The organism is Vibrio sp. JCM 18905, assembly GCF_055393305.1.
Map to the genome: position 1 here is coordinate 941,440 of NZ_AP043878.1, position 24,483 is coordinate 965,922.

A 24,483-nucleotide genomic window follows, 5' to 3' on the forward strand; every position below is an offset into this window, starting at 1 on the left:
ATCTCGTCTAAATCCACACCTACATTTCTAGCTGGTGTGGATTTTTTGAACTTTAGTTTTCACTTTCTAAGAAAGAAATAAATAGACTTCACCTATTTCAATAATAAGAATATTCAATTGTTTTGATTGCACGAATTTCATTACTCTTTTGGCAAGAATAATGGGGGAAATATGGCAACAAAAGCAATTGTAGTGGAAGGTGGCGCGATGCGAGGTGTCTTCGCAAGCGGAGTGCTAGATGCGTTTTTAGAGCAGAGTTATAAACCGTTTGACTTTGCCATTGGTGTATCTGCTGGCGCATCAAACTTGATTGGTTATTTGACCGACTATCCGCATCGCAGCATTAATGTCATTACTAAGCTGGCAACGAGTAAACGCTTTTTTGATCCGACTCGATTCGTTAAAGGTGGGGACCTCATTGATGTGAAGTGGCTGTTTGAAGAGTCTAATCGTTTGTATCCCGTCGATGAAAATAAACTGTTTAATGGCATTCCTTTTCTGGCAGCGACGACGAATGTAGATACAGGACAGGCAGATTATTATCGCGTGACGCGTGATAATTTTCACCATGCGATTGAAGCGACAACAGCGTTACCCATTGCATACAAGCATACCCCTTGCTTTTCTGGAGGCTGCTATACCGATGGCGGGGTGGCAGATTCCATCCCGGTGCGTGAGGCTTATCGTCGCGGGGCTCGAGACATAACCGTTGTGCTTTCTCACCCGCTAAATTATGCCAAGAAGCCAGTAAAAACCACATGGCTGATGAAGAAGTTATTTGCCGAACATCCTAAAATGGCGGACGCGATGTTAAGACGTGCAGATAACTACAATCAATCGTTGGAATTTATTCGTAACCCTCCACCGGGAACGCATGTCAGAGTGATTGCACCACCAGATAATTTTCCTGTTCAGCGCTTATCAATGCGACAAAACGTTCTATTGGAAGGTTATGAAATGGGGCTGATTGAAGGGCGGGCTCATTTGGCTAATTTGTCAGGTGTTCACGGTTTAGATCGGGAAAACTGCCATTTTTGCGTTTGATAATGAAAGAGCCTCATAGCGAGGCTCTTTTTATTTAACGTTCAAAGGGCGATTTAGTTGACTTTATCCCAAGCCATTTCCCAGTGTGAACCAGTTCCTGGTTCGTATTGGTTTGCGCTTTCTTTCCACTGTACACAGTAACCAGAGTATGGGAAAGGTTTACATTGGTAAATGGCACCGTCGCTTGCAAGCACTTTTGTGCCCGCCGTGTAGCTAGATAGCCCTTCAGGAAAGACAAAATCGTACTCGCCAGATGGTGGTGGCGTTACTGACTCTTCTTTTAAGTGAAAGTCGAGCGTTTGCTGATCCACCAAGTTGCCATCTTTGTCTTTAATACGAGTCACGAGCATATGGTGACCAGGCTCTGATTTGGTTAAAGCGAGCGATACAGCCTCTACCGAACCGTCTTTCATTTCATCTGCCCAGCTTGCAAGTGGCTCACGGTGGTGATTGTACACGGTGAGTTCTGCGTTTAAATCGCCTTCAGCAGTGAGTGTCAGATCCAACGTTGTCGGTGTTGACTCAATAATATATTCGTCTGCTAAGCCATCTACTGTGAGTGAATACTCTGGAGCGGGAGTTTCTATCTTGTAGCCGATTTCTACACGCTCAAGGCCGCTATTAGCTTGCAGGTACACCGGGTTAGTACCATAAACAGGAGTGAATTTATCCTCGGCATACTGTCCAGCTTGCAGTTTAGTTTGCTCTTGGTTGATCTTCGTTGCTAGAGCGTAAGACCAATTTTTCGCTTTGCCCATGACTGCATCGGTAATTTCTAGCTCGGTTCGATAAGCTATGTTTTCACCCGCCTGATCAAATACGCGTGTATAAACCGAATCTCCAACATTTAAATCCATCGTCGGAATAATTTGACCGCCTTGCGTCCAATCTGGAATGACTGGACTGTCACCATCAAATTTCACATCGATCACGTTATAAAATGAAGCCGCTGTGTCGCCAATATCCCATACCGCCAGAATGACGTGATACCCCTCTCGCGTAGGCACATTACATTGATGGCTCACCTGTTTTGGAGGTTGAACCATATTGCCGTCGACTACACAGAAAGGAGTCAGATCAAACGAGTCGCGTGATAGTGAGGCATTTGGGTTCCAATCAGGTTTGGTGATGTAATATTTCCAGTCACGCGTCACATGGTTAGCGGTAAATGTCCATTCAAAAGTCTGTGTACCTGATTGAATAGGACGTTTAACCCAGCGGTCGGCAGTTTGTTCATCAAGAGCGGCAGCTAGAGCGGTTTCGGCACTTGATATTTTTCCATCGCGAGGCCCTGTTTGTGGAAAACCATCAGGACCTTCAACACTTTGTGGCTCGTATTGAATGGCACCGCAGTTATTATTTTTTTCTTTAGTATCAGGTGTTGGATACTTACATAGTGCCGCGCGACTTGCAGCGACACCATCATTGGTTTCTGATACGTAGCCGTGAGCCGCAGCACTTGAGCTAATGCTTGCAAGTGCTAATGCAAGTACGGATTTGGTTGGGAAGGATTTCATCACATGTCCTCTGTTATGGCTGACAAATTAATGTCACACCTCGGCGCATGCTGAGCATGAAGCAACGCTGTATGAATCCATACTTTGGATAATGTAGTGTTGCAACATGGCAACCCCGCTATCATGAGCATTACTTTTGATGATGGAATGCTGACAGACCGGAAGCTTTGCGTCCCACCCTTTCGAGTGGTTTGCCGAAATGTGATTGAGCAGCCAAAATTTAGCTCAAGAATTTACATGTGGAAAAGTAAACGACACTGACATGGAATCATGTTCTCAAATTGAAAGGTAACGGTACGCCAGCCTCATTGATATTGTGCTATTTTGCTTCTAAGGTATTGGTTTTAATGTTGTTTTTGTCTTTTTTATAGTTAGAGTGAATGGGTTGCTAGTTGTTGGGTTGAATGTGGGAAGGGGCAGTATTAAGGATAGAAGAAGCACCGTTTAAAGGGCGGAATATACCGCCCTCTGAATCATTTAATTAGGCATAATGACGGTATCAATAACATGAATGACGCCGTTTTTAGCTTTCACATCGGTTGCCATTACATTTGCATCGTTGACCATGACTTTATCACCCATGGTTTTAATCATCACGTCTTGCCCCTGAACCGTAGTCGCTTTGTCCAGCTTAACAACATCGGCAGCCATTACTTTCCCTGGGACGACGTGATAAGTCAAAATGGATACTAACTTGTCTTTGTTTTCCGGCATTAAGAGCATATCGACTGTACCGTCAGGCAGTTTTGCAAAAGCGTCATCCGTTGGTGCAAAAACAGTAAATGGTCCTTCTCCTTTGAGTGTATCGACTAGATCAGCCGCTTTCACTGCAGCGACAAGTGTATTGAAAGAGCCGTTTTCAGTGGCAACGTCGACAATATCAGCCTTCATCATGCCATGCTCATGAGCCTTGACGGGAAGCATAAAAGATAAAGTCGCCATCAATGTAGCCGTGATAACCAAGATACGTTTAAACATAATGTGTTCCTTACGAGTTGAGGGTACAACGGTTTCCCTAGAGAATGTCTCCGTTTGTACGTATCTAAATGAAGAGATGATCAACGAGCCCTGCTTTCTTTCGATGGTCTCACGTGTCGCGTTAAAATCCGTTTGCCTTCTTGTTTTACATCGGCCCGTTTGCGCCATGTCCATAGACGCTCCCTTGCGTCTTTAGCTGCGCTATTTAGGTCGACAATAGGCGCTAGGTAACGGCTATCCGGTTTCAAGTGGTACATGACGGTTTCCATCTGTGTCATTGTCCAGGGCTCGAACAATAGTGGGGTGGGGACCATTTGCAATTCAGGCACCCATTTATAGATGAACGCGCCATCAGGGTCATGTTCTTGGGCTTGCTTAACCGGGTTGTAAATCCGGATTGTATTGGTCCCAGTTACCCCGGCTTGCATTTGGAATTGTGGGTAATGAATACCAGGCTCAAAGTCGAGGAATAGTTGCGCTAAATGCGTCACGCCAGTTCGCCAATCCATGTTCATGTGATGAGTGAGAAAACTAACCAGCATGGCACGCATGCGAAAGTTTATATAGCCAGTCTGATGCAAACAGCGCATACAGGCATCGATCAAAGGTATGCCTGTATGCCCGGATTTCCATGCTGCTAACTTTTCTTCATCGAAAGTGCTACTTTGTTTAATCAACGGTTCGTAAGCCCGGTTAACACAGTAAAACTCCATGTCGTATTCCGACTCGAATTTCTGCATGAAGTGACAGTGCCAATGCAGCCGTGAAGACAACGCAATTAAGCTGCGACGAAACCCAGCAACTTGCCAGTATTTCAATAGGTACTGATAAACTTCACGCAAGGATATATTACCCCAAGCGAGGTATGGAGAAAGGCGAGTACAGGCTGTACGTGAGGCTGTAGGATTAGAGATGCTTCGATAATAATCGCGACCTCGTCGATTGAAAAAATCTTCCAGTGTTTTCCAAGCGAGTTGGCTTCCTCCCGTTTGCATTCCTTTGCATTTTGATAGCCAGGATGAAGGTGGCGAAAACGCGCAGCCGAGAGATTCTGCATCCAATGAATGCAACAAGTTGGTCTGCAGCTCAAGAGGGCTTATGGAGGCTCTCATGACCAAATCCCAATGTTTGTCCCAACCCTGCCGGCCTTTTGCTCCTCTAATAACAGCACCGTGCTCGAACTCAAACCACGTGATGTTCTGCTCATGCAGCCAGTCGGCAATTTGCTTATCGCGCTCAAAGGTGCAGTTGAGCCCTATTTCCTGATGAGAAAACACAGCGTTGATTTGATATTGAATTTGAATTGATTGAAAACATGCTAAGGCATCGCCAAACAGAACCGTGATGCGGTGTCCATAGGCTTTGAGCGTCTCATTCATGTCTTGCAATGATTGCCAAATAAATCGCCAGTGACGCTCAGAATAGTGAGGGTTGTTTAACAGCAACGGTTCAACAATATATAAAAGTACCGTTGGGTGCTTTGACGACAATGCTTGTGTTAAGGGCTGGTGGTCAGTCAGTCTTAAATCTCGTTTTAACCACACGACATTGATTGTTTGCATCGGAATCCTCTTTGTTTCCGATGTTGTACGCAAATGATCCGAAGAGATTTCACCTAATGATCGGTTTTGTTCATTAAAACGTAGAGGTTGCTCACAAGGAGGTGAGATATGTCGATACCACTGAGTAAGTTAGAAAAGTTCTTCTACGTAGATAAATTGATCATTCACTCGCTTGATCTCGCATTGTATCAAGCATCTGTCGTAGTTGATGGGAAAGCGCAATTCATCACTGATGACAACGGTATCTTTTTGAGGGCTCATTCCCTTATCGAGATGCAAAAGAAGTGCAAGAATATCAAAGCAAATAAGCAGGTTTTAGTACATAAAAGTGCTTATGACGAGATGGTGGGGCTACCCGAAGGCAAAAGAGACAATCAACTAGAGGTTTTGGTGAGGGATACAAAACTGTATTGAAAGAGTGTTGGTGCATAGTAAAAGCGAGCCACCTTACGGCAGCTCGCTTAAAATAGAATTAGAGTCGAGCTTAGTCTTGTTTACGCTGAGCTTCTTTTTGTGCGTACTTAGCGGCACGTCGAGCTTCTCTTTGCTTGGCACTTTCGCCACCAACATGCTGCTCGCCTCGCTGTTCTGCAAGAACAATTTGTTTTTCACGTTCGCGGAATCGAGCAATTTGTTCTTCTGAATGTGTGCCGTGACATTTCGGGCAGCTCACGCCTTGCTCGAACAATTCTGACTGTTTGTCTTCTTCAGTGATCGGTAGGCGACAAGCGTTACATAAATCGTAATCTGCTTTTTCTAGCTGGTGGTTTACTGCAACACGGCCATCAAACACGTAACAATCGCCTTCCCACATACTCTCTTCCTCTGGTACCTCTTCAAGGTACTTTAGAATGCCGCCTTCTAAGTGGTAGACCTCATCAAAGCCCTGTTCTTTCATGTAAGCAGTTGATTTTTCGCAGCGGATACCACCGGTACAGAACATCGCCACTTTCTTATGCTTTTCCGGGTCCATGTTTTCTTTTACATAGTCTGGGAATTCACGAAAGGTTTCAGTATTTGGGTTTACAGCGCCTTTGAATGTGCCGATCTCGATTTCGTAATCATTACGTGTATCGACAACAAACACTTCAGGATCAGCAATAAGATCGTTCCACTCTTGAGGTTTCACGTAAGTACCCACTACGTGTCGAGGGTCGATGCCTTCGACACCCAATGTTACGATCTCTTTTTTCAATTTTACTTTGGTGCGATTGAATGGCTGGGTCTCAGAATACGACTCTTTGTATACGGTGCCTGTCAAACGAGGCTCGTTGTTTAGCCACTCCAGTAGCGTATCAATACCTGCACGATCAGAGGCAACAGTGCCGTTGATGCCCTCACTTGCCAGCAGTAATGTTCCGCGAATATGGTGTTTTTCCATCAACGCAAGTAATGGCTCGCGTAGTTCTTGATAGTTATTCAGCTCAATAAACTTGTACAGCGCACAAACTACATACTGACTCATGAGGTTTCCTTTAAAAATACAGGTGGTCAACGACCTTAAAATTTTAGCGGCACGAAGTATACCTGACTAAATTAGTCGGAAATACGGACAAATTATATGGATATTATGAGTAGGCGGGGCCTGGCGGTCTTTGATAGGGGGAGCATGTCCGCAGGTGAAGCCGCTATGTGTTCAAATTATAAGCATTAATTATAGTGAGTTAGGTAGGTTGGAGCCGATACTTTTGGTTTAAATTTATGCTGTTATTCTGTTTTAGGCCCTTCAAAAAAGTTAGGCGCAAGAAGCACCAAATAATCACCGGAGTTATTGACAAGGAAAGGACATGTCGCAGTTTTAGACATAAAGTGGTGAGGGACAAAGAGTGAAAGACTGATCGCCATTGTTCATAAACCGCTATAAAACGCCTTTTCACCAAATACTGAAAAGGCGCATTTCTAACGTCTGCCGTGCTTACTTCAACGTAGCTGCGGTCTGTTTACCCATGGCAATGAGTCTGTCGAGAATGCGTTCACCGTCCGCACGTAAACCGTTGTGCTCGTACTCGTTGGTGATCCACGCTTTTGAATTTGGGATTAACGCGAGCGTCTCTCGGCTGATATCCATTTCAACAAACATATCATCGGCGTAAACGGCGCAACTGACAGGCACTTTGTTTTGAGCCAGTTGTGTTTGATCGTACAGCGCAGTCCAATCTTCTTTCGCGGCCAATATTTCAGCGGCATCTTTTAGTGGCTTGAGGTTGACGTATTGATCGAACATCCATGGGAAGACCATTTCCCCCGTAAAGTAAAATAGCTTGCCAGGTTCATAATTAAACTCTGAACGGCTTTGGCGAACACGGTGAGCACTCCAATTCGACGCAAAGCCTTGGCAATAAATCGATTCATGCAAAATGGCGTAAATCGGGTTGGTTTGGAAGTTTTGCTGCGCCAACATATCGTTCAAGAACTCATAACGAAGTTGTTGTTTGCCGTTCACTTCAATCAATGCACTTTCTAGCCAATAGTAAGTTGGCAAGAAAGTATCACTCACACCAAAGTTGATGCCGATTTGTTGAAATTGCTCCACCGTGAAGCGTTGACCATTTGGTAGGTACTCTTCGTTTTCCAGCAAGTGATTCGCAATGTTTTGGCAAAGTTGTTGCGCTTTTGGAAATTGCTGGAAGAACGCTTGGTTTTTCTCCATGGTGCGTTTGAAGGTGGCTTCATACACATCGTCGGCATGACGCGAGACTGATGGCACGCCACCCGTGATGTAGCTTTGCAGCAAGCTGTCTGGGAACAAAGACAAATAGGTGAGGGAGCAAAAACCACCAAAGCTTTGACCTAAGATCGCCCATTTTTCGACGCCAAATTGCTCACGAATGTACTCCGCGTCGCGCACGATGTTATCCGCTCGGAAGTGGCTTAAGTACTCGGCCTGTTGTTGCGGCGTGAAATGAGCCAGAGTCTGATGATTAACCATCGAACTATTGCCCGTACCGCGCTGGTCGAGAAGCAAAACTCGGTACTCTTGCAGCGCGCGTTTTACCCAGCCGCTATTGCCGTTTTGACGCGGAGAGGGAAAGCCCGGCCCGCCCTGAAAGTAAACTAACCAAGGTTTGGTCGATTCTTCATCGCCAACTAGGCAAACCGCACGAGCGAAGACTTCAATGGTGCCTTTACTCACGTTTTGGTAATCCAGAGGAACGGTAAAACTGTGGGGAGTGTAATGCAATCCTGCGTCGATAAATGATTGAGCGTTCATTGTTATCTTTATTTCCTTATTGAGGGATAGCGCTACTTTACTGCGAATGGCGTGAAGAACCAATTCTATTTCCAAATCGCTTCGTCAGTTCTATACCTTGGTCAAATCAATGTAAGTTCAAGAAAATGAAACGATTAGCGACTGGTGCAACTGGTTGAGTGAGCTATGCTCAATAGAGTTGCGACAAAGTGAGAGCATGGAGGAAGTCGGATGAAAGTGTCACTGGCTCGATGGATTATTGTGACTTATTTAATAAGCGTACCTACTTTTGCCGTTGTTACGCCCAACCCACCTCAATTAAAGGCGAAAGGTTACGTATTAATGGACTTTCAATCCGGTGCCATTATTGCCGAGCATAACGGGCGAGCAGGCCTTGCTCCGGCTAGTTTAACCAAGTTGATGACCGCTTACGTCGTTGGACAAGAAATCAAAGCGGGGCGTTTGAAATGGGATGATGTTGTCACCGTGAGCGAAAACGCGTGGTCGGCCAAGTTTCCCGGTTCTTCTAAAATGTTCATCAAACCGAAAGATGAAATTAGTGTTGCGAACTTAATGCGCGGCGTGATCATCCAATCGGGTAATGACGCGTGCGTTGCACTGGCTGAGCACGTTGCTGGCAGTGAACGCGGCTTTGTCGCCTTGATGAATGGTTGGGCTGAGAAGTTAGGGCTGCAAGACACTTATTTTGTAAACTCCCATGGTCTCGATAGTGAAGGCATCCAAACCTCACCCACCGATATGGCAAAACTCATGCAGTCGATCATCAACGATGTTCCCGCTGTGTATGCGCTATATAGTGAGAAAGTCTTCAAGTGGAACGACATTACGCAGTACAACCGCAATAAATTACTGTGGGACAATTCCATTGATGTCGACGGGGGCAAAACCGGTTACACCAGCAATGCGGGATACAGTTTGGTGAGCTCCGCCAAAGAAGGGAAAATGCGGTTGATTTCGGTAGTGATGGGCACGCCAAGTAAACAGGCTCGAACGAGCCAATCCAAGAATTTACTCAGTTATGGTTTTCGTTTTTATGACACCAAACAAGTTGCCAAACAAGGGCAGGTTGAGTCTAAAGTTCGCGTTTGGAAGGGAAATGCCAATCAAGTTGAGGTGATCTTCGCCAAAGATGCTTATCTCACTCTGCCTCGTTCTATGACGGCTGGGCTTGATAAGAGTGTGGTGTTAAATGAACCGTTGATTGCGCCGCTCGCGCAAGGAGATGAGATTGGTAAGGTCGTTTGGAAAAGCGATGACAGTACCGTGGCGAGTTATCCCTTGGTCAGCAGCCAAGCGGTAGAAGAGGGCTCGTGGTTCGGTCAGCTTTGGGACAGTCTGGTGCTGTGGGTGAAATCGTTCTTTAACTAGAATAAAAACGAGCAGAAGTGTCTTTCTGCATTCTTTTGTTGATGGCCGCCCAGCTAAACGCTGGACGGTGTCTTATTTAACGGTTTATTCAGACAAGGTGATGATTGGTAAGTCATCCCAAATCTTGCTCTCATCCGATGCGCCACCGGAGAAGTTCCAAGGGCCTTTGTTTTGTTCCAGTGGACGGTAAGTGGCAGACAATCCATCCAAGTCCCAAGTTGTCACATAGAATCGAATGCCATCCAGTGAATCAGGTCGACCCAGCGCGTCACTCGCAAAGTCCATCGAAATAGTGTTATTGGCTTTGTCTACTGTCACTGTTGGTGCTGGCGTGACCGCTTCTCCCCATGTCGTCGCATTTGCTCCTTTGGTGTTGTAAATCGAGCTTTGCCAGCCAAAAACAACCGCATTACGACTCCAGGTTCCGCTTGGCATAGAAGCGTTGATCTTCGGTAGCTCAGACAAGTTAGTTGCGGCTTCTTCAGGTAAATCAATAAAGATGGTGAAACCCACGTGGTCGAAGCCGTTTGGCGGCAACCAAGTATCGGTGATGTTGTCCATGGTGAAGGTCAAACGTACGTTACTGCCAACGGTAAACACCTCTGCTTTGTTGATTGCGAGTTGGCTGTTGTCTTTGTCGAACGTTGGATCGGTTGGTAATGAGTAGTTACTGTTAGGACCGCCCATGCCGTCTTGTGCATCGCCCGCATCATCAATGGTGTCATCCGGCGAGCTTGACCAGCTTGGGTTCGAGACAAAATTCACGTCCTCGATGCCTGCTTTTTTCTCGGTGGAATAAATCGCGAAGCGGTGCTGTTGTTCGCCAATAGCAAAGTGACGAGTCGACAGCGTGACTCTAAACTGACCATCAGCGCCTACAGTAATGGTTTGCGCTGTTTCCAAGTTACCATCGATGACGAGGTTCAACTTCTCGTTGGCGTTCGCACTACCCGCGATAACAATATCACCAGTGATGGTTTGTCCTTCCCAATCCTGCGCTAGTTGGATGTTGAGGTCTGGCGTATCTACAGATTGATTGCTGCTTGTTTTTGAGTAAATCACTGCAGACTTGGCTGGTAGCTCAAGGGTTACGTGACCATTTTCATCTGCGATTAACTGTTCTGGAGCTTCTGCCCAGTTCGACATGATTTGTTGTTGGAAGACGGTGCCGCCAACTTGTTCTACATCGAGTTGGTTCATCAACATCGGCGAGTTGGATGTGTTCATCACAACCAAGACTTCGTCGTTATCCAACGTTCGGGTAAAGGCGAACACGCCCGCACCCGCTTTATCGCTGCCAATCACTTTTATTTCGCCACGTGTCATGACTTTGTTTTCAGTGCGTAGCTTGGCCAGTTCTTGAATAAACAAGTACATCTCACTGTTTTGGTCGAACGAGTCTACGTAGTTGCCATCTTCACGGTACCCTCCGGCGAACATCGCATCACGCGCCGCTGACATCGCCTGTTCTGTACCTTGGTAAATCACAGGAATACCCGGCACGCTCATCATGGTGATCAGTGCTTGTTTCATGTCATTCACGCTACCTTGCGACAGAAAACGCGGCATGTCGTGATTGTCAATGAAGTTCGGCATGATGTATGGGTTTGGGAACATCTCCATCATTTTCTCAAGACGGAAACGTAAATAGTCGGTCGGTTGTCCTGATGCAAATACGCGCGTCATGGTCGCTTGCAATGGGAAGTTCAGTACCGAGGTTAGCTGTTTCGGTGAGCCACTTTCACCGATGTAAGTCAGCATCTTCTCTTCGCCTTCGGTGTTGTATGGCGTAGATGTTTCGAATACTTCACCAAAAGTGAGGAAGTTGTCACGACCGGTATCAACCGCTTGCGTCATCACACCATCGTCGGCGTGTAGGAAATCGTTCCAGAAATCGTGTTCAACAAACTTCACCGTATCGATACGGAATCCGTCGACGCCGACTTCGCGAATCCATTTTCGGTAGCTCTCTTTTAGATAAGCGCGTACTTCAGGATCGGACGTATTAAGGTCATCCAAATCAGAGAGCTGCCAGGTTTTTTCTTGTACCGGATCGTTGTGGTCGGTGATGGTTGGCGTCCAGTGGTAGCTGCCTGTGCCGTCTGTTTTACACTCGTTCATGTTGAGTGGGTACGGCAGCTCTTGCCCGGCGGGTAGTGCATTTTCAATCAAACGGAAACCTTGGCAAGGTAGGCTTGGATCATAACTGTAAGGATCATCGTAGGTAAAGAAGTTGCCTACATGGTTGGTCACGATGTCCTGAATTAAGAACATGTTACGCGCATGCACTTCGCGTGCTAACGCTTGGTAGCTTTCTAGGTCGCCGAAGTGCTCATCCACTTTTTGGAAATCGCGCGCCCAGTACCCGTGGTAGCCGCCGTAGTTTTGCTCCGCATCCCACCATTGGTTAGCAACTGGCGGAGTAATCCAGATCGATGTGGCACCGAGAGTTTCGATGTAGCTTAACTTATCACTCACGCCAACGAGGTCGCCGCCGCTGAATTTTTTATCCGAAGTTGGATCGAATTCGTTTTGCCCTTGATCATTAAGAGCGCTGTCGCCGTCGTTAAAACGGTCGATCATCAGGAAGTAAATGATTTGATCTTGCCAATCAGGGGATGCCACGTGGCTGCCTGTATCGACTGGTGTGGTTTCGTCGCTTCCACAGCCAGAAAGGGCAAGAGCGATCGCGAAAGGAAGTATTTTTATTTTATTCATTGGGTTAGGTAGAGTTTCAAACACAGTATTTGCCTCCGTTATGCAGCAATGCAGAAACGATAAAGCAAAGGTTTGAAATTGAGAGTGTCATTTCACGCCAAAAAAGACGTGGAATGATGTCACGAAGAGACGATTTTGATCTGACCGACAGTTTTAATTGAGCGGTTGCACAATAGGATATTGTATCGGGTAATGCTCTTTCGCGAGCTCGTTGTCGAATTCATCATAAAGGCGGAAACGGCACTGCTTTGCAGTTTGAGTGAGCGATAATTGCAGCACCCAACAAGCATAATGTAGCGAGTGTTGGGTCAAGCGCATCGCGTGAGGTGTGGGGTCATCATCGACGTAACAGTCAATCCTCGCAACGTTTTCAAGTCGGCATGCCAGTTCGATAAAGAGCGTGTATTGCGCCCCAATAATAATAAGCTGCCGAGTCGGGACAATGTATTCCGTTGCGCCAATTAAAAGCCCTTTAGAAACCACATAGTCACGCTGGTGGTTATTCTCAATGTAACGTTCCCCATCGACTTCATAACACAGGCGAAAGGTAAGGGGATGCGCTACCGGAAGTTCGGTCGTTGCCCAGAGTTCGGTGCCATGACTTAAAAAACGCTCGAAGAAGGCGGGGTAGCGCCGCCATGCGCCATCACGGTCACGGCATTCTACCGAGACCACTTTCTCAAACGCAATATTGTCCACTTCCATCCAGATTTTGCCGACAGGTTGGTCGATGTGGTTATCGTCGAAGGTATTGGCTTTGGCGTAGTACAAGCGGATCGGTTGCTGATTTAGCTGAGTTCGGTTATCCAAACATTGTTGGCGATACTGCATGGGTGAAAACGGATACCAACGACGAAAAGTGCGGTGAAAGTTCGATGGTTCTTCGTAACCAAGTTGATAGGCGATTTGCTGCGTCGTGAGTTGGGTGTCGGCGAGCAAAGTGAGTGCTTGCTTTCTTTTAGCGAAATCAACGCATTGAGAGTAGCTCATTTGTTTTTCTTGTAGTCGACGTTGCAAGGTGCGTTTGGAGACGCCCAGTTGCCTTGCCGCTTGCTCTAACTTGAGCGCGTAATTGCTGTTTTTGATGAACAAGGCGTTCAAAACACTCAGCAATTCTGGTTGTTCAATTGGCTGGTGAGAAAGCAGCAAATAAACATGTTTCACCAAGTCAAACACGCTTGAACTCGTTTTAGAATCTCGCGTTTCCCCTAGAAAAATATCGGCCGCGAGTGGGTTGTTGGCGTGAACCTGTACCTGTATTGATTCGCTTAGCTCAAGCATTTCCAACTGCATTTTGAGCAAGCCAAACACCGACTCCGCCCAATTTGGCATATCGGCCGTTCTGCATTCTACTTGCAGATGGATTTGGGCATCACCATGTTGAAATGTGACGTACAAACGGCGGTCGAATAATGAAACACTTTTACTCCACCACAGCAGGCCTTCTTGGAGGTCAGGCGCTTCCTTCAACATCATGCATTGCAAGGCAACCAACTTCTCAATGTGCCAATATTCGCCGGCAATTCTCAGGTGATTGTGACCGAGCTTTTTACACAGAAAGGATGTAATAACGTTATCTTGAGGCTGCATGAGTTGAGTTTGGTTGCGAGCAAACAAGCATTATTGCCGAAAAGATGAAGAAGTTCAGTGAGAACGCTCAAAGCCTTTCTTATCGTTTTATTTTCAAATTTATTTTGAAAATGTTTTTAATCGAAATCGGTTTTTCCCTTTATCTCATGAGGTTATGCTGTTACACAGCTTAAATTCATTAATTGGAGAACCTCATGGATATCGTACAAGCTGCAAAATCTCGTTACTCAACGAAAGTGTTTGACCCAACGCGCAAGCTACCTCAAGAAAAAATCGACGCAGTTAAAGAGCTGATTCGTTTTAGTCCATCGAGTGTGAACTCCCAGCCTTGGCATTTCATTCTGGCAAGCACAGAAGAAGGCAAACAGCGCATCGCTAAAGCGGCGCAAGAGAATTACGCGTTTAACGCGGCGAAGATTCTCAACGCTTCTCACGTATTGGTGTTTTGTGCAAAAACAGGCATTGATAACGACTACATTGAAGCGCTAATGGCGCAAGAAGAAAAAGATGGCCGATTCCCAACCGAAGAAGCGAAAGCGGCTGTGCGCGGTGGTCGTAGCTACTTTGTGAACATGCACCGTTTTGATCTGAAAGATGCGAACCATTGGATGGAGAAACAAGTTTACCTCAACGTGGGTACGTTGCTGCTGGGTGCTTCGACGCTAGAAATCGATGCAGTGCCAATTGAAGGGTTTGATCCCAAAGTGCTGGATGAAGAATTTGGCTTGCGCGAAAAAGGTTACACCAGCGTTGTGATCGTGCCGCTTGGCTACCACGCGGAAGATGACTTCAACGCGAAAACGCCAAAGTCTCGCTGGGACGCAGAAACCGTATTCACCGAGATCTAATTCGAGCTTGCTTACAGGTGACGTAGAACCCTGTAATCAATATATAAATCGCAAAAGAGTGATAAAACGATGATCCACTTAGTTGCAGAAGTGAAAGCCTATCCAGACAGTAAGGATCAGGTGGTGAACTTGCTTGCTGGTTTACTAGAGCCAACTCGCAAAGAAGAAGGCTGTTGCCAATACGAGTTGTATCTTGACGAGAAAGTTGAAGGCCTATTTATGTTCCAAGAAATTTGGGCATCGCAAGAGGCCTTGGATAAGCATTTGCAAAGCCCGCACATGGCGACGTTTCTTGAAACATTGGAAGAGAACGATTGGGTTGAATATACCCAGATTCGTCCTCTTCGATTTATCGCCTAATGACAGAAGGTTGCCAGCACGTTGGCGCGTTGCTGGCAGCATTTTTGTTGGATAAAGTCGCGGAAAGTCCGAATCGTTGGCGTCAGTAAGCGACGATCGGCGCACACCATGTAGAGCGGCACTGGGCCGCAATCCCACTCTGGTAACACTCGCACTAATCTTCCCTCGATTAAGTCTCGGCTGATGTCCATCAACGATTTATTCGCAATGCCTTTGCCTTTGAGCGCTAACCGATGTGGCAAGTCACTATCGTTGCTCATCAAGTTACCGTTGACCACGACTTGTTCTTTCTCGCCGTCACGCGTGAGCGTCCATTTGTTGTAGACCGAATCCGCGACCATGTAGCACAAGCAGTTGTGTTGCATTAAATCGGCAGGAGAGGTGAGTTCTGGGTGTGTAGCTACGTACTCTGGCGATGCACATAAGATCCGTTCGTTTGACCCACACAAAGCCAACACGACCAGATTGGAGTCGGCAGGCTCGCCGTAGCGAATCGCAATATCGACAGGCTTGGTGTACATATCCGTCAAGCTATCGGACAGCTCTAGTTTGATGGAAACATTTGGGTAGAGATCGATGAACTCATCCACCCAATCGAGCAACATATTGCGACCAAAATCGGAGGGCGCAGTAATGTGCAGTTGACCAGATAACTCGCCACGTGCACTTGAGATCTGATCCAACCCCTCTTGCAATGTTGCCAACGCTTGCGTGGTTTTGTCTAAAAATAGTTCGCCCTCTGAGGTTAAACGCAGGCTTCGGGTGGAACGCACAAACAGCGGGAAACCGATTTGCCCTTCAAGACGCTTAATCGATGCGCTAATGGCGGCAGGTGTCATGTCCATGCTATTAGCAGCTTTTGAAAAGCTGCCTTGGCGCGCGGTTTCGACAAAAATATTGAGGTCGTTGAGGGCTTTCATAATGAAAAGGGCTTTTAAGAAGTTTGGGCTACTATAGGGGAGAGTCGCACGGCAATTCAAGGTTAAAACATTAGGTTGCACGGCAAGTTTGGGTTAGATTAGCGCGCAACTTCACTTTATCGGATCAATAGAATGAACCAGCAGCAGCCGAATAACCCACTTCATGGGTTGAGTTTAGAAAAAATCGTCACCCGACTAGTTGAACACTTTGGTTGGAATGGCCTGTATGAGCGCGTTCGAGTGAACTGTTTTAAGAAAGATCCGTCGATCAAATCTTCTCTGAAGTTTTTGCGTAAAACGCAATGGGCAAGAGATAAGGTGGAAGCGCTATATATCGAGACGTTTTGCTAATCGCTCTATGGCCTGCAGCTAGCCGTAAGTAGATTCTTAGTCTCGCTTTGGCTCGCTAGAATGACGCAGCTTTTCTTATCGCGTAGGCTGGAAGAGTAGCTCTGCTGATACGTCTAAAGCGAGATTCTGGATGACTCGCTTGTGCTCGTCCGCGATGGTTTTTTTAGATAGTGTTTGTAGAGTTCAGAACCTAAACAGGTTCGTCATTCTGAACAGCGAGGAACGAGCGTGATTCAGAATCTACTCTCAGAATATATTGAGTCCATTCATTGCTCTATGGTCTGCAGCAAGCTGTCAGTAGATTCTTAGTCTCGCTATGGCTCGCTAGAATGACGCAGCTTTTCTTATCGCGTAGGCTGGAAGAGTAGCTCTGCTGATACGTCTAAAGCGAGATTCTGGATGACTCGCTTGTGCTCGTCCGCGATGGTTTTCTTAGATAGTGTTGTAGAGTTCAGAACCTAAACAGGTTCGTCATTCTGAACAGCGAGGAACGAGCGTGATTCAGAATCTACTCTCAGATTGTATTGAGTTTATTCATGGCTTTATGGTCTGCAGCAAGCGGCAAGTAGATTCTTCGTCGCGCTTTGGCTCGCTAGAATGACGCAGCTTTTCTTATCGCGTAGGCTGGAAGAGTAGCTCTGCTGTTACATTTAAGGCGAGATTCCGGATGGTCACTTAGGCTTGTCTGGAATAGCTTTTTAGATGGTTTTATAGAGGTCAGAGCTAAACTCGAACCGTCATTCTGAACAGCGAGGAACGAGCGTGATTCAGAATCTACCCTCAGATTGTATTGAGTTTATTCATCGCTCTATGGTCTGCAGCAAGCTGTCAGTAGATTCTTCGTCTCGCTATGGCTCGCTAGAATGACGCTAGTTCTCTTATCGCGTAGGTTGGAAGATTAGCCCTACGTTATTCCCGACAGCGATGAAGAATCGCTGTCGAGAACCTCGCCTTTAATCTCTCGTTTCTTGCTACTCTAAATGATGCGTGCTACCCACAGTTCCTTCCAAGTCTAAAATCGACTGGCGAACGTGGTCTGGAATCGCCGCTTTTACGTTGTTCTCAAAATCAAACATCACACCAGTAGCTGTCGCGATGGTCGCAATCTTACCCCACTTCTTACTCAGCACTTGGTATTCCATCGTGATGCGATCTTCTTGCATGTCGATCACGCGCGAGCCGACTAATAACGTGTCTGGGTAAGTGACAGGAAGCTTGTAGCGGCATTGCGTCTCGCTCAGTACTGGCCCAATTTGCGAGGTTTGCAGGTCGACCAGCAGATTAATTTTGTTGAAGTAATCTAAACGCGCTGTCTCGAAGTAGCGAAAATAGACCACGTTATTGACGTGTTGCAGAGCATCCATTTCACCCCATGCGACTTTGATCTCTGTGATAACGGGAAAGTCTTTTAACAGTGTGTCCATTTTTAGTGCTCCTTTTTCATCTGCTTTGCCACAAATTGCGACGCGACTTATCACTTTGAGCATTTATTCTAGATGTAATCATTTAATATGTAATAAAATTGTTTTTAAAATGTGAAATGAAATGGCAATCTTGTTATGTAAACTAGAAGCTTTACATAATCGAGTTGAAGGCGTAAGTTTAACTAAGAGTAACCAAATAGGAGGTGTCTCATGACTGAGCTGAAAGGTTTCAATCTAGCCAAGGTGGAAAAACGCATTGACTGGACTGGCGAGCTGTTCAGTTTAAGGGTCTCAGGCGCGCCTCTTACCTTTAAAGCCGGCCAGTTCACCAAGCTTGCTTTGCTAGATGATGAGGGCAAGCCGATCAGCCGTGCTTACTCTGTGGTTAATGCACCAAGCGAACAGTTCGATTGGTTGGAGTTCCTAATAGTAGCGGACCCTCAAGGACAACTTTCCCCAAGGCTCCAAAAGCTTAAATCTGGTGATAGTATTTATGTTGGTGAGACCGCACATGGTGACTTAATCCACGACTCTATTCCTAAACAGGCTCATGATCTGTGGCTGTTATCTACAGGTACAGGTATTGGACCGTTTTTATCGCTACTGGATGATATAAACTTACCACCTCATAATGAGCGAATTGTGCTTGTTCATGCGGTTCGCTACGAAAAAGATCTGGTCTACAAATATCTGATTGAGCAACTACAGCAACGATATGAAGGCAGATTAAAGTACATCCCGATAGTCAGTAGGGAAGTGGTGGATGGTCAGTTACAAGGTCGAATTCCCGAACTCATCGAATCGGGTAGACTGTCCAACGCTGCTGATGTGCCATTCTCTGCTCAAAGTAGTTTTGTCATGATGTGTGGGAACCCGCAGATGATCAAAGATACCTTGCCAGTCCTACAAGATCTTGGGTTGGAAAAGTATCGTCCTAAAACAGGAGGCAATATCATCTATGAGCGTTACTGGTAGCGTTTGGTTAAATTGATATAACCATATTGAACACATGATGATCACCAATACCAAAGTCGTTCAAACGTCCTAGCTTGTTCGATCAAAAAAGCCACATGAAGTGGCTTTTTTAATATCGATAGAGTTAATCAGACTTATTGTTGATTAACGTACGCTTTAAAGCGAGCTTTGGTTTCTGCGTCTGCTTTTTGGTACCAGAAGTGCAGCATCTCTTCTGCTGTCGAATCTGATTTAACCGCAGTCGCTCTCGCTTGTTTCATATCTTCAGGAATCTTTGCTGGCAGTGTGACTGGTTGAGCAACGGCTGCACCAGCAACAGCGATAGCAGCAACGCCGCCTGTTTTGTTGTAGCTTTCCACTTCACGCACGTAATCACGACCGATTTGCATACCCGGTTTGATCAATTTGTCTTGCTCAACGGCGACGGTGTTGCCTGAATCATCAACCAGTTTCCAATCTAAGTCCTTGATCTTTTCTTCCGCATCGCGAAGGTTGCGGTATTCTGGCATTTGTAGCGTCAGCTCGGCATTGGCAGCGTCAAATCGTGTAACGATAACATCGCTTTCAACACTTAAACGGTCATTACCTTGGTTAAAGTAAGGGGCGAAGCGAAATACGACTTGGTTAACGCCATCAGGTAACGTTAGTGTTCTTTCCGAGGCGAAAAAGCCACCCGAAAGGTCTGCTTTTTCACCGTTAGCCGCTAATACTGAAACGTTGTCAGGAACACTCACGGTTACATCTGCGAATGCCATGCCACTCATTGCGAGAGCAAGCGCACAAGTTAAAGGCTTGATCAATTTCATTGTTTTTATCCTAAGCAAATTAGTGGTCATCGAGAGTGCATCGTTCATTGCCCGATTGCAACTCCCAAGTGTAAGAAGTATGAAAATTTAACAAGAACGTCATTTTTATCGCATTTATTACGGGGAAACTGTGATCCAAATAGAATCAAACCGCTGCAATAGAGCGGTTTGATATCATAAATTATAGATTAAATTTCTTTCTAACTTATTGATTTATTATATGCCTGCACCGTGTCCAGGCTCTGATTGGTCATCAGAAGCGTCTTGTTGTTCTGCCATTTCTTCTTGCTGTTGTGCTTTCTCAATGCTCAACCACCAAACAAATAACTCATACCAAATCGCCAGGATAACGGCACCTAAGAACAGACCAACGATGCCGTAGAAAAGCATACCACCGATGGCACCGAGCAGAATCACAGGCATTGGCACGTCGACGCCACGTCCCATTAACATTGGTTTGAACAGGTTTTCAGAAAGAGCTGCAACTACTACCCAGACAGTAAACATGGTGGCTGTCGTTGTATCTTGAGTCATGTACATGAAGCCAATCACTGGTAGTACGGCAAGCAGCGCTGGTAGCTGAGCGATACACAAGATCATCAGAATCAGAGTGAGCAAACCAGCTGCCGGAACGCCAAATACAAAGAAACCAGCACCGATCAGTAGCGCTTGAATCGCCGCCACACCGACTACGCCAAGCAGTACGCTTTTAATGGTTGCTGCGATAAGCGTGGTCCAGCTTTTAGCGTTTTCACCAGCGGTACGAATAGCGATGGTTCTTAGCCCTGATGCTGCAGATTCAGAGTACGTCATAAAACCTGCTGCAATCGCAAGTGACAAGATTGAAAGCAGTAAACTGCCCAATACACCGCCAAGTGTGCCTAGCAAAGAAGTGAGCGCGGACTTTATCTGCGGCATAAAGGTTTGAATCGCTTGTTCAAGGTTAGTCGCGAATAGGGTCCACACCTCATAGAGCTTATCACCTACGACAGGCCAATCCGCAACGGAAGGTTTTGGACCTGGGATCTTCACTTGTCCGTTTTGCAATACTTCAAGCGCATGCGTTGCACCATCTACAATGGAGCCTGACACCATAACAAGTGGTGTGACTAAGAGTGCAATACCAAGTAAAGCAATCGTCGTGGCTGCCAGCCCTCTACGACCGCCATATGCACGCTCCAGCTTTTTTGTAAGTGGCATTAAAGCGACGGCTATAATTGCACCCCAAATAACGGGAAGAATGAAGGGTTTGATGATGTCGTATGTAAACATCAGCAAGACGAAGATCAAGCCAATGCGTATTGCTGATTCCACCATATTACTGATGAAAAGCTTACTGTCGATTTTTACCGATTGTTTATCCATTTTTGTTTACCTGATGATCAATGTTAGAACTGACGAGACTTGAAACAACAATCGCCATATAGAACACACCTGTAATGGCCTCTAAATACACCACGACTTGAGCCAGAGGTGTTAGAGGGCTGATATCGCCATAACCAAGCGTGGTTAAGGTGACGAAACTGAAATACGCCGCATTAGAGAAATTCTGCCCCCAAGAAATGGCTTCCATCCCAGTGAATGAGGTTGGCGAGAACTCTAGAAGAATGAGATAGGCAATTGCCCACATCAGACCAAGCAGCAAGAAAAGCGCGACTGAGCCAATGACTTTGTTGCTATTGACGTGGCCAGTGAAAAGAATCTGCCTTGCGATGGATTTAAAAGTGCCGAAAAAGAATGCGAAGGTGAGGGCAAGCATCACTACATTCATCTCTCGGATGTTGAAAACGGTCTTGATAACAATCACAAGAACCCAAACGCCAAACAGGGTATAGAGGAAACGAGACCACATTTTGTCGAAGCGAAGGCTGGCAAAACAGACAATGAACGTGAGAACCGTGAATGCCTGCAGTATGTGTTCAATCGTCCCTTCACCTACCACTTGTGCCATCGCACTCCCTAGCAACAAAATCACCAGCGCTAAAGTTAGATAGAAGAAGTTGTTTTCTTCATTAATGTTTTTGAGTTTTTTACCAATGACCATGGTTCTTCTCACTTAGTTACTGTTCATTTTCTGCCGATGAATCTTTCATCACCATGATGGACGCAGAAAGCCCGAATCGAAGATCAACATCTTCTGGAAGTTCTTGGATTGAGATTCGCACCGGAATACGTTGTGCTAAGCGAATCCACTGAAATACAGGGTTCACGTTTGGAAGAAGGTTGTAGCCGACCGTGCCGTCTTTCGGCGCAATACCCCAACCGATAGAGTCAACCGTTGCGTCAATTGGCATGTCTGGGTGAGACATCAAAGTGACACGTGCTTGGCTACCCGGTTCGATTTGCGCGAGTTGGTTTTCACGGAAGAAACCAAACACCCAGAAACTGTTCTTGTCGATCAGCGCCAGCAGTGGCTGGTTTGCGACCGCTTGCGTACCGTTTCGAATATCGAGGTTAGACACAAAACCATCGACGGTCGCATAAACTTTGGTAAAGCTGAGGTTAAGGCGCGCTGACTTTAATTGCTCTTCTGCAGATTTGATTTGCAGTAGCGATTCTTCGTAAGCGATTTCACGACGAATCAGATCCTTGTGAGAAACTGCGCCGCGGTCTTTCGCGCGAATATCTTTAAGGCGGTCGTATTCGATTTTTTTACCGCGAGAGCTAACAATGGCGCGCTCTAGTGCCACTTCGGCTTGAGACAAAGCAACTTCGTAAGTCGCAGGGTCGATTTCAAACAGTAAATCGCCTGTTTTCACTTCTTGGTTGTCTTGCACCGCGACATTTACAATTGGGCCTGATACACGAGGAGCTACTTTGATGACGTTCGCGCGCACTTGGCCGTCGCGTGTCCAAGGGTTATTAAAATACTCTTCAAATTTTTGATAGCCGAGCCAAGCTGCGCCACCAAGAATGACAAGATTGAGTGCGATTACGAATAGTTTTTTCATCTTGTTTGGCACCTAAAATTGAATATAAAAGCTGTCGATGGCCACCACATAACCGACCATGATGGCAATAAACGTCAGAGACGGAAAAGCAATGAAGCGAGACAAACGTGTCTTGTTCAATATCATCACCGTTATCCACGTTGCCGTGACGGCGAGAAAGAGCACCAGTAACGTGGGAGAAAAGTAAATGTCTCCCCAAGAAAGTTCATGAGGCATTAGAGATCCTCCGTTTTGTTTTCATCACTGTTCTCAGCCGGAGTTTCGAGGCGCAAAGGCGGCAATACGCGGTTTTCTTCATTTAAATAACCATCCCAGTCAGTTCGTTCTGTCATTTGCTTGGCAATAGATTCACTGAGGAAGGGTTTGCCTGTTTGGGTTTGCCAGCCTCCACCGAGGGCTTTATAGAGTGCAACAACTTGGTTCGCCACGTTCCCTTTGATCGTTGCGTAGCTGTCTTCCGCACGGGTCATTTTCTCTACCGAGTTGAGCAGACGTTCAAAAGAGATTTGGCCGTTTTCGTACTGCGTCATGGAGATATTGAATGCACGAATGGAGGAGTTGACCGATTGCAAACGTAAATCTTTTTGCTGCAAATACAGGTCATACGCTTCGATTGCATTGGTGACTTCATTAACGGCTTGCAGCACTTTTTTGTTGTAGTTGGTCAGTGTTTCTTGGAAGCGAGCATCTTCGAAACGAATGTTATTTTTCACGCGTCCGTATTGGAAAATATTCCAACTGAACGTTGGGCCAACCACCATGGTGAGCGAATCGCTAAAACTGAAACTGCTGCCATCGGGAACCGTACTGTCGATACCGATGGAACCGAACAGCGAAAAGCTTGGATACAGAGCGGTTTCCGCCACGCCAATTTGCGCACTCTGCGCGCGAGCTTGCATCTCAGAGACTTGCAAATCCGGACGTCGCATCACTAAGTTCGCGTCCACTTGGGTATCCAACAGAGGTGGACGCGGCACAATGGAGCGCTCGTCGGTGCCCGATAACGCCGATTTTCTGCCTGTCGATTTGAACTGCGCTTCATAGTCAGCAATTTGCTGTGTCAAACCGTCCGATTGCAGCAATTTCTCTACTTCTTCAGGCAGTACACCCAGTAACAAAGCCAGTGCCGTGCGCGACTGCTTCATCGCCACTTCGAGGCTTGGTTGCGCGGCTTTTGTGGTGTAAAGCTGGTTTTTCGCTTGCTGTACGTCTAGCTCTGTAACGTTGCCAGAGTCGAACTGCACCTGTGTAATGCGGACGACACGCTCTTGAATTTCGATGTTGCGGCGAGACAGCAAAATACGTTCTTGGAATGTGCGATAGTTGATGTAATTGCGCGCCACCTCAGCGGTGATGGTGACCATGATGTCGTGATACGACGCGATGGATGCGTAATAACCAGCTTCTGCAGATTCGATACCACGAGCGTATTTGCCCCAAATATCCATTTCCCACGCAGCATCAAACGACAGAGCGGCGTTGTTTACACCCTGATCATTCACGTAGGCACGCGCTAGATTTCCTGACACGGTTTGAACTTGCGGGTATTGCAAGCCAGTCGAAATGCCAAGCAATGAACGAGCTTGGACAATACGCAGTCCCGCGGCTTCTAAATCGAGGTTTTGTTTGCTCGCCAACTCAACAAGCTGATTGAGAGTTGAGTCATTAAATTGCTGCCACCATTGTTGTAGCTGTTGCTCTGATTGCTGCGTATCTTTGGCTGCTTTTTGCACCGACCAGTCACTTGGCATTGGCGCCTGCTTTGGATGAACATAGTCTGGCCCCACAGTGGTACACGCACTGAGTCCGAGCAAAGAAAGTATGGCGAGGCTTGGTTTGGTTAGTTTTGGAAGCATCATA

Annotated in this window: 22 protein-coding genes and 1 riboswitch; of the genes, 7 read left to right on the forward strand and 15 right to left on the reverse strand. The window is 46.3% G+C overall.

Annotated features, from left to right (window positions below; translation table 11 throughout):
• Positions 1-171: 171 nt before the first annotated feature.
• Entirely contained in the window at positions 172-1,044 is an 873-nt protein-coding gene (locus tag ACZ5ZC_RS04085) for a patatin-like phospholipase family protein (RefSeq protein WP_048625429.1), read from the forward strand.
• 53 nt (positions 1,045-1,097) lie between these two features.
• Here the strand turns inward: ACZ5ZC_RS04085 and gbpA are convergent, their stop codons facing one another.
• The 3 genes from gbpA to ACZ5ZC_RS04100 form a co-directional block, all read right to left on the reverse strand.
• On the reverse strand, positions 1,098-2,561 hold the full coding sequence (gbpA, locus tag ACZ5ZC_RS04090) for an N-acetylglucosamine-binding protein GbpA (RefSeq protein WP_464931406.1): 1,464 nt from the start codon (positions 2,559-2,561) through the stop codon (positions 1,098-1,100).
• Between the two features lie 105 nt (positions 2,562-2,666).
• A riboswitch (cyclic di-GMP riboswitch) is annotated at positions 2,667-2,767 on the reverse strand.
• Positions 2,768-3,038: 271 nt separating this feature from the next.
• Positions 3,039-3,539, reverse strand: coding sequence for a fasciclin domain-containing protein (locus tag ACZ5ZC_RS04095; RefSeq protein ID WP_464931407.1), 501 nt, complete (start codon positions 3,537-3,539; stop codon positions 3,039-3,041).
• An 80-nt stretch (positions 3,540-3,619) separates the two neighbouring features.
• Positions 3,620-5,101: an FAD-binding domain-containing protein gene (locus tag ACZ5ZC_RS04100; protein WP_464931408.1), complete on the reverse strand. Its 1,482-nt coding sequence runs from the start codon at positions 5,099-5,101 to the stop codon at positions 3,620-3,622.
• 108 nt (positions 5,102-5,209) lie between these two features.
• On the opposite strand from ACZ5ZC_RS04100, the gene ACZ5ZC_RS04105 reads away from it, so the two are divergent.
• Positions 5,210-5,515 carry a DUF6482 family protein gene (locus ACZ5ZC_RS04105; RefSeq protein WP_005397804.1) on the forward strand — a complete coding sequence of 102 codons (306 nt, stop codon included), beginning with the start codon at positions 5,210-5,212 and terminating at the stop codon, positions 5,513-5,515.
• A gap of 70 nt (positions 5,516-5,585) precedes the next feature.
• Here the strand turns inward: ACZ5ZC_RS04105 and trhO are convergent, their stop codons facing one another.
• Together trhO and ACZ5ZC_RS04115 are read right to left on the reverse strand one after the other, a co-directional pair.
• On the reverse strand, positions 5,586-6,566 hold the full coding sequence (trhO, locus tag ACZ5ZC_RS04110) for an oxygen-dependent tRNA uridine(34) hydroxylase TrhO (protein WP_054866813.1): 981 nt from the start codon (positions 6,564-6,566) through the stop codon (positions 5,586-5,588).
• A gap of 450 nt (positions 6,567-7,016) precedes the next feature.
• Positions 7,017-8,312, reverse strand: coding sequence for an alpha/beta fold hydrolase (locus ACZ5ZC_RS04115; protein ID WP_464931409.1), 1,296 nt, complete (start codon positions 8,310-8,312; stop codon positions 7,017-7,019).
• A gap of 210 nt (positions 8,313-8,522) precedes the next feature.
• Here ACZ5ZC_RS04115 and ACZ5ZC_RS04120 point away from each other — a divergent pair, with 210 nt between their 5' ends.
• Entirely contained in the window at positions 8,523-9,680 is a 1,158-nt protein-coding gene (locus ACZ5ZC_RS04120) for a D-alanyl-D-alanine carboxypeptidase family protein (protein WP_464931410.1), read from the forward strand.
• An 84-nt stretch (positions 9,681-9,764) separates the two neighbouring features.
• Here ACZ5ZC_RS04120 and ACZ5ZC_RS04125 read toward each other — a convergent pair whose 3' ends face one another.
• Positions 9,765-12,422 (reverse strand): alpha-amylase family glycosyl hydrolase, encoded by a 2,658-nt coding sequence (locus ACZ5ZC_RS04125; protein WP_464931411.1) that lies wholly within the window; start codon positions 12,420-12,422, stop codon positions 9,765-9,767.
• 129 nt (positions 12,423-12,551) lie between these two features.
• Positions 12,552-14,015 carry a helix-turn-helix transcriptional regulator gene (locus ACZ5ZC_RS04130; protein WP_394806909.1) on the reverse strand — a complete coding sequence of 488 codons (1,464 nt, stop codon included), beginning with the start codon at positions 14,013-14,015 and terminating at the stop codon, positions 12,552-12,554.
• A gap of 167 nt (positions 14,016-14,182) precedes the next feature.
• Here ACZ5ZC_RS04130 and nfsB point away from each other — a divergent pair, with 167 nt between their 5' ends.
• Both nfsB and ACZ5ZC_RS04140 read left to right on the forward strand, forming a co-directional pair.
• Positions 14,183-14,836, forward strand: coding sequence for an oxygen-insensitive NAD(P)H nitroreductase (gene nfsB, locus ACZ5ZC_RS04135; protein WP_005480118.1), 654 nt, complete (start codon positions 14,183-14,185; stop codon positions 14,834-14,836).
• A gap of 69 nt (positions 14,837-14,905) precedes the next feature.
• Positions 14,906-15,196, forward strand: coding sequence for a putative quinol monooxygenase (locus tag ACZ5ZC_RS04140; protein WP_021822050.1), 291 nt, complete (start codon positions 14,906-14,908; stop codon positions 15,194-15,196).
• Here ACZ5ZC_RS04140 and ACZ5ZC_RS04145 read toward each other — a convergent pair.
• Entirely contained in the window at positions 15,193-16,116 is a 924-nt protein-coding gene (locus ACZ5ZC_RS04145) for a LysR family transcriptional regulator (RefSeq protein ID WP_054866814.1), read from the reverse strand. The two genes, ACZ5ZC_RS04140 and ACZ5ZC_RS04145, sit on opposite strands and share 4 nt — an antisense overlap.
• A gap of 132 nt (positions 16,117-16,248) precedes the next feature.
• Here ACZ5ZC_RS04145 and ACZ5ZC_RS04150 point away from each other — a divergent pair, with 132 nt between their 5' ends.
• On the forward strand, positions 16,249-16,467 hold the full coding sequence (locus ACZ5ZC_RS04150; RefSeq protein WP_048625418.1) for a VF530 family protein: 219 nt from the start codon (positions 16,249-16,251) through the stop codon (positions 16,465-16,467).
• 971 nt (positions 16,468-17,438) lie between these two features.
• Here ACZ5ZC_RS04150 and ACZ5ZC_RS04155 read toward each other — a convergent pair.
• Positions 17,439-17,891: an acyl-CoA thioesterase gene (locus ACZ5ZC_RS04155; protein WP_054866870.1), complete on the reverse strand. Its 453-nt coding sequence runs from the start codon at positions 17,889-17,891 to the stop codon at positions 17,439-17,441.
• Positions 17,892-18,101: 210 nt separating this feature from the next.
• Between ACZ5ZC_RS04155 and ACZ5ZC_RS04160 the strand changes: the two genes are divergently transcribed.
• On the forward strand, positions 18,102-18,866 hold the full coding sequence (locus ACZ5ZC_RS04160) for a ferredoxin--NADP reductase (protein WP_006740782.1): 765 nt from the start codon (positions 18,102-18,104) through the stop codon (positions 18,864-18,866).
• A gap of 134 nt (positions 18,867-19,000) precedes the next feature.
• On the opposite strand, the gene ACZ5ZC_RS04165 is transcribed toward ACZ5ZC_RS04160, so the two are convergent.
• The 6 genes from ACZ5ZC_RS04165 to ACZ5ZC_RS04190 all read right to left on the reverse strand — a co-directional run bounded on the left by ACZ5ZC_RS04165 (position 19,001) and on the right by ACZ5ZC_RS04190 (position 24,482).
• The gene (locus ACZ5ZC_RS04165; RefSeq protein WP_054866817.1) at positions 19,001-19,672 is read right to left on the reverse strand and encodes a DUF2057 domain-containing protein; all 672 of its coding nucleotides are present in this window, start codon (positions 19,670-19,672) and stop codon (positions 19,001-19,003) included.
• A gap of 216 nt (positions 19,673-19,888) precedes the next feature.
• Complete coding sequence (locus tag ACZ5ZC_RS04170) at positions 19,889-21,037, reverse strand: AI-2E family transporter (RefSeq protein WP_005396613.1); 1,149 nt, start codon at positions 21,035-21,037, stop codon at positions 19,889-19,891.
• Positions 21,030-21,716, reverse strand: coding sequence for a potassium channel family protein (locus tag ACZ5ZC_RS04175; RefSeq protein ID WP_005396612.1), 687 nt, complete (start codon positions 21,714-21,716; stop codon positions 21,030-21,032). The genes ACZ5ZC_RS04170 and ACZ5ZC_RS04175 overlap by 8 nt, the downstream gene beginning before the upstream one ends.
• A 16-nt stretch (positions 21,717-21,732) precedes the next feature.
• Entirely contained in the window at positions 21,733-22,623 is an 891-nt protein-coding gene (locus ACZ5ZC_RS04180) for an efflux RND transporter periplasmic adaptor subunit (protein WP_395196411.1), read from the reverse strand.
• A 12-nt stretch (positions 22,624-22,635) separates the two neighbouring features.
• Complete coding sequence (locus ACZ5ZC_RS04185; protein WP_005462724.1) at positions 22,636-22,839, reverse strand: DUF1656 domain-containing protein; 204 nt, start codon at positions 22,837-22,839, stop codon at positions 22,636-22,638.
• The gene (locus ACZ5ZC_RS04190) at positions 22,839-24,482 is read right to left on the reverse strand and encodes a TolC family protein (RefSeq protein ID WP_395196410.1); all 1,644 of its coding nucleotides are present in this window, start codon (positions 24,480-24,482) and stop codon (positions 22,839-22,841) included. The genes ACZ5ZC_RS04185 and ACZ5ZC_RS04190 overlap by 1 nt, the downstream gene beginning before the upstream one ends.
• Between the last annotated feature and the right edge of the window lies 1 nt (position 24,483).